9 protein-coding genes are annotated in these 10,772 nt (G+C 34.9%); all 9 read left to right on the top strand.

All coding sequences use genetic code 11. The annotated features are described in order from the left end of the window. Positions 1–52 precede the first annotated feature (52 nt). The 9 genes from BSF41_RS05470 (at position 53) to BSF41_RS05430 (ending at position 10,746) form a co-directional block, all read left to right on the top strand. Entirely contained in the window at positions 53–2,881 is a 2,829-nt protein-coding gene (locus BSF41_RS05470) for a TonB-dependent receptor domain-containing protein (RefSeq protein WP_095928503.1), read from the top strand. A gap of 85 nt (positions 2,882–2,966) precedes the next feature. Further along, positions 2,967–4,493 carry a G-D-S-L family lipolytic protein gene (locus tag BSF41_RS05465; RefSeq protein ID WP_095928502.1) on the top strand — a complete coding sequence of 509 codons (1,527 nt, stop codon included), beginning with the start codon at positions 2,967–2,969 and terminating at the stop codon, positions 4,491–4,493. A gap of 235 nt (positions 4,494–4,728) precedes the next feature. Then, entirely contained in the window at positions 4,729–6,240 is a 1,512-nt protein-coding gene (gene atpD, locus BSF41_RS05460; RefSeq protein ID WP_095928501.1) for a F0F1 ATP synthase subunit beta, read from the top strand. 96 nt (positions 6,241–6,336) lie between these two features. Further along, a complete protein-coding gene (locus tag BSF41_RS05455; protein WP_095928500.1) occupies positions 6,337–6,618 on the top strand; it encodes a F0F1 ATP synthase subunit epsilon in 282 nt (93 codons plus the stop codon). Between the two features lie 189 nt (positions 6,619–6,807). After that, positions 6,808–7,446: an NAD(P)-dependent oxidoreductase gene (locus BSF41_RS05450; protein ID WP_095928499.1), complete on the top strand. Its 639-nt coding sequence runs from the start codon at positions 6,808–6,810 to the stop codon at positions 7,444–7,446. Between the two features lie 73 nt (positions 7,447–7,519). Beyond that, positions 7,520–8,656, top strand: coding sequence for a pyridoxal phosphate-dependent aminotransferase family protein (locus tag BSF41_RS05445; protein WP_095928498.1), 1,137 nt, complete (start codon positions 7,520–7,522; stop codon positions 8,654–8,656). A gap of 105 nt (positions 8,657–8,761) precedes the next feature. Beyond that, positions 8,762–9,631, top strand: coding sequence for a TraB/GumN family protein (locus tag BSF41_RS05440; protein ID WP_095928497.1), 870 nt, complete (start codon positions 8,762–8,764; stop codon positions 9,629–9,631). 7 nt (positions 9,632–9,638) lie between these two features. Continuing rightward, the gene (locus BSF41_RS05435) at positions 9,639–10,142 is read left to right on the top strand and encodes an RNA polymerase sigma factor (protein ID WP_095928496.1); all 504 of its coding nucleotides are present in this window, start codon (positions 9,639–9,641) and stop codon (positions 10,140–10,142) included. After that, positions 10,132–10,746 carry a hypothetical protein gene (locus BSF41_RS05430; protein ID WP_095928495.1) on the top strand — a complete coding sequence of 205 codons (615 nt, stop codon included), beginning with the start codon at positions 10,132–10,134 and terminating at the stop codon, positions 10,744–10,746. Before BSF41_RS05435 ends, BSF41_RS05430 begins: the two co-directional genes overlap by 11 nt. Positions 10,747–10,772 lie beyond the last annotated feature (26 nt).

The following is a 10,772-nucleotide window of genomic DNA, read 5'->3' as shown; positions in this document are numbered from 1 at the left end:
TTAAAATATTTTCTTATTTTGGCTATATATACTAACGAAAAACTAACCCAAAATGAGAGTCTACTTGCTAATTATGTTGTTATTCAGCGGAGTGTCCTTTGCGCAGAATACAATTACTGGTTCGGTTACAGATGCTAATAAGCAATCTATCCCTGGTGCTAATGTTGTTGTTGTCGGAGAAAATAGTGGTGCTTCTACTGATTTCGATGGATCGTTTAAATTGACTACTAATGCTAAACTTCCTTTTTCTATAAAAGTTACAGCGGTAGGATTTGAGACTAAAACGATAAACGTAACGGCTGCAAATCAAAAAGTAAATGTGATTTTAAAAGATGAAGAAACAAAATTGGATGAAATTGTAGTTTCTGCATCAAGAACGCCAGAAAGAGTTCTGGAGTCTCCTGTAACCATTGAGAGAATGGGGGTTCAGGAAATCAAAAAAACTGCTTCTCCTTCTTTTTATGATGGTTTAGAAAATATGAAAGAAGTGCAGATGAACACAAGTAGTATGTCGTTCAAGTCTATAAATACTAGGGGGTTTGCTACTGTGGCGAATACTCGTTTTATGCAGCTAGTAGATGGAATGGATAATTCGTCTCCGTTATTGAATTTTGTTTTAGGAAACATGATTGGAGTTTCGGAAATTGATGTTCAAAGTGTGGAATTGCTTCCGGGAGCATCATCTGCTCTATACGGAGCTAATGCTTTTAACGGGATTTTGTTTATGACTAGTAAAAGCCCGTTTGTAGATCAAGGGGTTTCGGCTTATTTAAAGTATGGGGTAACTTCTCAAGAAGCTGCTGGTACAAATGGCTATTATGATTTTGGTGTTCGATTTGCTCGCGCTTTTAATAAATATATTGCAGCTAAAGCAAACATTACTTACATGCAGGCTACTGATTGGTATGCTACAAATTATAATGACAAGACAAGAGAGGGTGTTGATAGAACAAACCCTAGTTATGATGGGATTAACGTTTATGGAGATGAAGCGGCTACAAATATTAAAGGTGTTGGTCAGAAGTTAGAAGCAATGGGTTTGATTCCAGCTGGGGCATCTAATCTTTTGCCGAATTCTATGGTTAGTAGAACAGGGTATAATGAAATTGATTTGACAGATAATAAAGCGGCGAATATGAAAGTTGATTTCTCTTTGCATGCAAGGCCTTTTGGAGATGAAAGGTTGGAAGTTATCTGGCAGAGTAAAATTGGTACTGGTAATGCTGTTTATCAAGGGGCAAACAGGTATTATTTGAATAACTTTTTTATGTATCAGAATAAATTAGAGCTTAAAGGGAAAAACTTTTTTGTAAGAGGTTACATGACTGGAGAGGATGGAGGAAATTCTTATGATATGATTTTTACCGGTATTAATGTAAATAGAAAATGGAAAGACGATAATACTTGGTTTGGTCAATATGCTGGGGCTTTCATACAAGGGACTTTGGCAGGAATGAATCCGCAACAAGCACATGCAGCGGCTAGATCTACAGCAGATACAGGTCGTTTTTTACCAGGAACGCCTCAGTTTAACAATGCGTTCAATCAGGTTATAAATGATCCGGATGTTTTAACTGGATCAAGATTGGTGGATAATTCAAAAATGTATCACTCAGATGCAAATTATAATTTCAGAGATGTAATAAAATTTGCTGAAATTCAAGTTGGAGGATCTTTTAGAGCCTATGAGTTAAATTCTCATGGAAGAATTTATACGGATGCTAATAGTCAGATAAATTACAATGAATATGGTGCATATGCGCAATTGATGAAAAAATTTATGGACGACAGATTGAAGTTTACAGGATCTCTTCGTTATGATAAATCTAAAAACTTTGATGGTAATTTCTCTCCACGTTTATCTCTTGTGTATTCTGCAGGTGAAAAAAGAAATCATAATTTCAGAGGGTCTTTCCAAACAGGTTTTAGAAATCCAACAACTCAAGATCAGTACATAGGATTTAATATCGGAAATGCAGTATTATTGGGTTCTGCTCCTGATAACTTAACTAGATTTAATGAAACATTCAATTTAAGTGCAGAAGGCCAACTTTATACAGGAAGTCCAACAAAAGTTATGAATGGTAACGATGCTTATGGGAATTCTTATATAGCAAGTTCAGTAACTGCATTCTCTGCAATGGCAGGAACAGATCCAGTTGGTGCTGCTGCGTTGTTGAAAAAATCTAGAGCTAATTATGTAAAGCCAGAAGAAGTAAAAGCTTTTGAGTTAGGATACCGTTCTGTTTTTGAAGGGACATCAATAGATATTAATGGGTACTATAATATTTACAACAATTTTATTGGTAATTTAAATGTGGTTTCTCCTTTCTACGGAACCGCTCAAGATAATCCTAACATTGCTGCAGGAACTTCTGATCCAGGTGTTCAGTCAATTAGAGCGCTTCAGAATGGAGAATATAGAACGTATCAATTGTATACAAATTCAGATGTAGAAATAAATTCATTGGGATTTGGAATTGGACTTTCTAGAAAAATTATTTCAAACTTTGAGTTGGGAGTGAGCTACAACTATGCTCAGTTTGATTTTGATCAAGCAAAAGACCCAAGTTTTGAGCCTGGATTTAATACGCCAAAACATAGAATTAAAATGTCAATTGGAAATGATAAGCTGTTTAAGAATTTCGGATTTAATGTTAGCGGAAGATGGAATAGTGAATATTTATGGCAGGCTGGTTTTGCTGATGGTATAATTAAAGAGGCAACTGTAATTGATGCTCAGATTAATTATGGAATTCCGAAATTGAAATCGGTAGTAAAATTAGGAGCTGCTAATATTGGCGGTAAAGAATACTATCAAGTAATTGGAGCTGGATTAATCGGACAGCAGTATTTTGCTTCTTGGACTATTAATCCATAATTGATTGTTTAACTCTTAGTCAAATTCATTATTTATGTTTCTCGATGCAGATTTGGAAGCAGATAATTATAAAAAATTATAAATTATGATAAAAAATTTCAAATGGCTTTTATTGGTTTCGTTAACCTTTATGGCTTGTAATAGTGATGATGATGTGACTCCTGCAGTGGAGTCGTCTGATGGTAAGCCTTTGACTTCTGGAAGTGCTGATTTTGCCAAATATGTTGCTTTAGGAGATTCTTTTGCGGCAGGATTTAGTGATAATGCTTTGTTTATTAAAGGTCAAGAAGGAGCCTATCCAAATATTTTAGCGCAACAATTTGCTCTAGTGGGCGGGGGCGAATTCAAAACACCTTTTGCAAATGATAATATCGGCGGTTTGCTTTTGGGAGGAAATGTTGTTGCTGGACCACGTTTATATTTTAATGGAACGCCTGTGCCAGTTACGGGAGTGCCAACAACTGAGGTGACGGCTCATTTGTCAGGAACATTTAATAATTTAGGAGTTCCTGGAGCAAAAAGCTTCCATTTGCTTGCTCCTGGTTATGGTAATGTTGCAGGTGTTGCTACAGGAACGGCAAATCCTTATTTTGCTCGTTTTGCATCTAGCGCGACAACAACTGTTTTGGCCGATGCTTTAAGTCAAAACCCTACTTTCTTTTCTTTATGGATTGGAGGGAATGATGAGTTAGGATATGCTACTGCAGGTGGAGATCCTACCGTAAATCCATTAACGCCTCCTGCGACTTTTGAGGCGGCTTATAAAGGTTTAGTGGCTCAGCTTGTTGCTGGCGGAAGAAAAGGAGTTATAGCTAATTTGCCGAATATTACCACTCTTCCTCATTTTCATGTGATAGCATACAATCAGCTTACTCAGGCTAATTTAACAGTTGGAGGAGCGAGTATGGTTGGTACTTTAAATGCGCAATTGTATGGGCCATTGAGTAATGCATTGAAATTTTTAGGGCAAGGGGATAGAATTAAACTTTTATCTGCAACAGGGAATAATCCGTTGCTAATAGTAGATGAAACGTTGCCGGATTTGTCGGCCAATTTAAAAGCAGTGCTAATGGGTGGCGGATTAGATGTTAATACTGCTACGGCAATGGGAATGATTTTTGGAAGAGCAAGACAAGCGCTTCCTACAGATTTAATTGTTTTAGGAGCTTCATCAAGAATTGGAAAAGTTCCATCGGTAGCTGCTGACGGAATTGCTTCTCCTTCGGCTTCACTCTCTCAATTAGGAATTACTTTTCCGTTGCCAGACAGATATGTTTTATTGCCTTCTGAAGTGGCAGAGATTGAAGTGGCGACTACGGCATATAATTCTGTAATTAAAGCAGCGGCTGAAGCAAATGGCTTGGCAATGGTTGATGCTAAAACAATTATGGATGATCTAAACAAACCAAGCGGAGTTACAATGAACAGCTTTACATTAAAAGCGACATTTGTTACTGGCGGTATGTTTTCTTTAGATGGTGTTCATCCATCTCCAAGAGGATATGCTTTTATTGCTAATAAATTTATCCAAGCGATTAATGCTAAGTATGGTTCTAACTTAAAAGGTGTAGATATTGGTAATTATCAAGTTCTATTTCCAGCTACATTATAATGTATAACTATTTTTAACCTTAAAACCGCTCATTTTTACCAATGAAGCGGTTTTTTTTATTTAATAAAAAAATGCTGTTTTTGTTATTTTTTAGCCAAGTTTTATGAATCAAACAAAATCATGCTATTTTTTATGAAAAAAAAATTGATTTTATATTTTAAAAAATTATCTTTGCGCTCTGAAAAAAGAGGTATTTTCGATAAACCTAAATAGCTATTTAATAAATACATAAGTAATGTCAAAAGTAATAGGAAAAGTTGCTCAAATCATTGGACCAGTAGTTGACGTAGTTTTCAACGGTAAGGATGTTGAACTTCCAAAAATTTATGATTCACTAGAAGTCACTAAAAAAGACGGAACTATCTTAGTTCTAGAAGTACAATCTCACATTGGAGAAAACACTGTTCGTACTATATCTATGGACTCTACAGACGGTTTGTCTAGAGGATATGAAGTAGTTGGAACAGGAAATCCAATCCAAATGCCAATCGGTCCAGACGTATATGGAAGATTATTTAATGTAATTGGAGATGCAATTGATGGTTTAGGAAACTTGCCAAAAACAGGAGAGAACGGTTTGTCTATTCACAGACAAGCTCCTAAATTTGAAGATTTGTCAACTTCATCTGAAGTTTTATTCACAGGTATTAAAGTAATCGATTTGATTGAGCCTTACGCAAAAGGAGGTAAAATTGGATTGTTCGGTGGTGCTGGTGTTGGTAAAACAGTATTGATTCAGGAGTTGATCAACAATATCGCAAAAGGTCACGGTGGACTTTCTGTATTCGCTGGAGTAGGTGAAAGAACACGTGAAGGAAATGACTTGCTTCGTGAGATGTTGGAGTCAGGAATTATTAAATACGGTGATGATTTCATGCACTCTATGGAAAATGGAGGATGGGATTTATCTAAAGTAGATATGCCAGGAATGAGAGAGTCTAAAGCTACTTTCGTTTTCGGACAAATGAATGAGCCACCTGGAGCTCGTGCACGTGTGGCACTTTCAGGATTATCTATCGCTGAGTATTTCCGTGATGGAGCTGGATCTGATCAAGGTAAAGATGTATTATTCTTCGTTGATAATATCTTCCGTTTTACTCAAGCAGGTTCTGAGGTATCGGCACTTTTAGGTCGTATGCCATCTGCAGTAGGTTACCAACCAACTTTGGCAACAGAGATGGGTGCTATGCAAGAGCGTATTACATCTACAAACAAAGGATCTATTACATCTGTACAAGCGGTTTACGTTCCTGCGGATGACTTAACTGACCCGGCGCCGGCTACAACTTTCGCCCACTTAGATGCGACAACTGTATTGTCTCGTAAAATTGCTGAGTTAGGTATCTACCCTGCGGTTGACCCGTTAGATTCTACTTCAAGAATTTTAACTCCTCAAATTTTAGGAAACGAGCACTACGACTGTGCACAAAGAGTAAAAGAAATTCTTCAAAAATACAAACAATTACAAGATATCATTGCGATCCTTGGTATGGAGGAGTTATCTGAAGAGGATAAACTTTCAGTAGCAAGAGCACGTCGTGTACAACGTTTCTTGTCTCAGCCATTCCACGTAGCAGAGCAATTTACAGGTATCCCAGGTGTATTAGTTGATATTAAAGATACTATCAAAGGATTTAACATGATCATCGATGGTGAGTTAGATCACCTTCCAGAAGCAGCTTTCAACTTGAAAGGTTCTATTCAAGATGCAATCGAGGCTGGAGAGAAAATGTTAGCTGAAGCATAATAATCAAGCAGAGCTTGATAAAATCAAAAAAATAAAAATTCCAAATTCCAAGATTGGGATTTGGAATTTTATAATTTGGAATTTTAAAAAACGGTTATGATTTTAGAAATAGTATCACCAGAAGCGAAATTATTTTCAGGAGAGGTAACATCGGTTACTTTGCCAGGAGTTAATGGAAGTTTTCAGATTTTAAATCATCACGCGCCAATTGTTTCTATCTTAGAAGAGGGAACAATTAAAATTGCAGCTCCAAGCTTCAATTTTTCTAAAGAGGCTGCTGATAAATTTACGAGAGTTAATGACCAAACTTATACTTTAGAGATTAAGTCAGGAACAATCGAAATGAAAAACAATAAGATAATTGTTTTAGTTGACTAAGACAATTTCAAAATAAGCAGGAAAGCCAGACAGTATTGTCTGGCTTTTTTTATTTTATTACTTTTGAACTATTAAAATCTCTTTATAAAATATTCGATCAATAGTAAAAGCTTAGTAAGCTTTTGCAGTTTTGCTTCATAATTAGACAATGAAGCAACATTCTTATGTCAAATTTTATAAAGAATATATATGAAAAATATATCAAAAGTTGCTGTTCTTGGCGGCGGCGGAAGAACTGGAAAGTATCTTGTACAACAGTTATTAGAAAACGGATTTAGCGTAAAACTTCTATTGAGAAATCCCGACGATTTTACCATTCAAAACTCAAAAATAGAAATCATTAAAGGTGATGCTATTAATGAAGAATCGATAAACTTATTACTTAAAGATTGTCAGGCAGTGGTCAGTACTATTGGTCAGCGGCCAGGCGAGCCTATGGTTGCCAGTCAGGCAACGAAGAATGTTTTGAATGCCATGAAACGTAACGGTATTGAGAGATATGTTTTATTGGCGGGGTTAAATATCGATACTCCATTTGATAAGAAGAGCCCAAAGACAATTATGGCAACCGATTGGATGAAAACGAATTTTCCCGAAATCCAAAAAGACCGACAATTAACCTATGATCTTTTGGTTGATAGTAAAATAGATTGGACGCAAGTTCGTGTTCCCTTAATTATTTTTTCTGATGAAAGTTCTAAAATCGCTGTAAATCTCGAAGATTGTTTGGGCGAAAAAATTTCGGCTTTTGATATTTCGAAGTTTATGGTAAAAGAAATGATCGAGTCAAACTATAGTAGACAATCGCCTTTTATTAGTGCCATTTAAATTAGAAAAACAGCGGATTTCATATAATCCGCTGTTTTGTTAATTCTAAAATGAATTGCCTAACTTTGGTTTTATGAAGCTGCCAGAAAATCTTAATCGTAAATTAGAAAGTTGTAAACAGGAAAATAGTTTTCGAAAACTTCCTGTGTTTAATAATCTAATTGATTTTTCTTCTAATGATTACATCGGATTTTCTAAATCGGAAACTTTATTCAAACACACTCATGCTTATTTGCTAGAAAATGAGATTTTTCAGAATGGAGCAACGGGTTCTAGATTAACTTCAGGAAACCATTCTCTTTATCCAATTGCAGAAAGCTTTATAGCTCAATTTCATGAAGCAGAAGCGGCTTTAATTTTCAATTCGGGATACAATGCCAATTTAGGATTTTTTAGCGCTGTACCGCAAGAAAATGATGTTGTTTTGTATGATGAATTGTGTCACGCTTCTATAAAAGATGGCATCGCGATGTCTCGAGCAAATTCGCATCATTATATTCACAATGATGTTGAAGATTTAGAAAAACACATTCTTAAATTTCCAGATAGCACAATTTATATTGTAACCGAAACTGTTTTTTCTATGGACGGAGATAGTCCAAATTTAGAAGAGTTGATACAGCTTTCAGAAAAATACAATTGTTATTTAATTGTTGACGAAGCTCACGCTTTGGGCGTTTTTGGAGAAAAAGGAGAGGGACTTACTCAGTATCTGAAACTTCACGATAAAATTTTTGCCCGAATCGTAACTTTTGGAAAAGGTTTAGGATCTCAAGGAGCGGCAATTTTAGGAAGTATTGAACTTAGAGAATATTTAATCAATTTTGCACACAGTTTTATTTTTACAACCGCTTTGTCGCCTCATGTTGTAGCAACAATTTTTATGGCTTATCAGCAGTTGGAAATCGAAAAAGGGGCGATTGAAAAGCTTCGCCAGAATATTGTATTCTTTAATCAGCAGAAAAATTTGCTGGGTTTAAAACCAATGTTCGTTCACAGTAAATCTCCAATTCATTCTGCAATTGTTCCAGGCAATGAAAATGTCAAAAAATTGGCAGAAGAACTTCAGAATAAAGGATTCGATGTGCAGGCAATTGTTTCGCCAATTGTTCCAGAAAATCAGGAACGACTTCGTTTTTGCATTCACAGTTATAATTCGCAGCAAGAAATTAATCAGGTTTTGGAATTAGTTAGAGATTTTGTTTTTTAGATTCTGATTTTTCAAGACTTAAATTTGAAAAAAGAGTAAAGTTTTTTGTAACGTTTTGTTTTTTCGATTACTTACAAGCTGTAATCAAATAAACGATATTAAATCATGAAAACCAGATTTCAATTTATAGCAACTTTACTTATATTCTTCTTTTTTGTTTGTAATGACATTTCAGCTCAAAGCAAAACTTCAAAACTGGAAAATTCTCTTCTTTGGGAGGTTTCAGGAAAAGGGCTTCAGAAATCTTCTTATTTATACGGAACAATTCATATGATCTGTTCAAAAGACTATTTCTTATCTGAAAAAGCCAAAAATGCTTTTGAGAAATCGGATAAATTGTTTTTAGAAATCAACTTTACCGATCCGAACGAAATGAGCCAAATGCAGCAATTGGCAATGGGAAAAGAACCTTTGAGTAAAAAGCTAACACCAGAACAACTTACAAAATTAGATTCTATTTTAAAAAAGAGCACCGGAATGTCGGTACAGCAAGTAGACAGTTTTAGTCTTGTGACAGTTTTGAGCCTGATTTCTATGAAGAGTTTTGGTTGTACAGATTTGAAGTTTTATGAAATGAAATTTTCTGATGCTGCCAAAAAAAGAAATGTTTCTATTACGGGATTAGAGTCTGTTAAAGCTCAATTCGAAATTCTTGAAAAGGCTTATTCTAATGATGAAATGCTGGCACTTCTAGAAGAATCGACTCCTGAAGAAACGGTGGAATTGGTAGATGCCTACAAAAAAGAAAACATTGAAGCGATGTATGCATTTAGTACAGATAAACGATTTACAAGTGAAAAAACTAAAAAGCAGATTCTTGATGATAGAAATTTAAATTGGGTAAAACAGATGCCAGAGTTACTAAAGCAAAATGGTGTTTTTATCGCTGTTGGTGCAGCGCATTTAGGAGGTGAGTATGGAGTTATTAATTTATTGAGAAAAGAAGGATATACTGTAAAACCTGTAATGAACTAAAGCTGTTTTGAAAGAGAAGGAACAAGAGTTTTTAAATCGAATAGAAAGCCATAAAGGAATTTTGTATAAAGTTTCTAAGATGTATATGGATAATTCTGATGATCAAGAGGATTTGTTTCAGGAGATTGTATGCCAACTCTGGAAATCATATGAATCTTTTCGGAATGAAAGCCAGTTTTCGACATGGATGTATAGAGTTGCAGTAAATACGGCAATTGTCTTTTTGAAGAAAGAAAAACGGAAGGTGGACAGATATGAAATCGCTTCAGAAAATGTCAAAGAGGATGAAGGAGATTCTCATATAAAAGAAAGCCAGTTGGATCATTTTTACAAAGCGGTACAGAAACTAGAAAAAATAGATAAGGCTATCATTTTCTATCAACTAGAAGGATTCTCTCATAAAGAAATAGGAGATAATCTTGGAATATCTGAAGGGAATGCTAGAGTGAAACTGAATAGAGCCAAAGAAAAATTAAAAGAAATTATTAAAAAACAAGGATATGGATTTTAACGACATACAAAATGCATGGAATAACGAAAAACCTGAAAATGTTGTTCTGCCGTCAAACCTAGAAAAGATTCAGTCTGCTAATACACCATTAGACAAAATCAGAACAAATCTAAAAAATGAATTTATCTATCAAATATTGTCCATAATTTCTATGGCAGCAATTCCGATAATTTGTCATTTTAATGCACAGATGATTTTCTTGTATTATTTAATCTATAGCTTGTTTTTGGCTGTTTGCGTTTACTACTTATTAAAATTATATTTCTTTTTTAAAAGATTGAATGCAATAACATTGAAAACAAAAGACAGTTTGTATGAGACGTATTTTGATATTAGACTGAATATGGAATTGTATAAAACATTTGGTTTCTCTCTGACTCCTTTTATCGTTGTGTACTTATTGGGCTTTTATTTTTACGGCCTTTCTGAAAAATCAGGTTTATTAAATCACGAATTTACTAACGGACAGTTATTTGGTTTTTTTGCTATCATTGTTTTTACGATACTTTCTATGGGAATTTCTTTAGAATGGTGGGTTCAAAAGTTTTATGGAAAATACGCCAAAGAGATCAAAAAAGTAATAGACGAGTTAAAAGAAGAATAAAAACAAGAAACCCATCATTACGATGG

Origin of the sequence: Flavobacterium sp. ACN2 (assembly GCF_002303885.1) — a bacterium.
Lineage (GTDB): Bacteria > Bacteroidota > Bacteroidia > Flavobacteriales > Flavobacteriaceae > Flavobacterium.
This window is presented reverse-complemented; position numbering and strand designations above follow the sequence as displayed.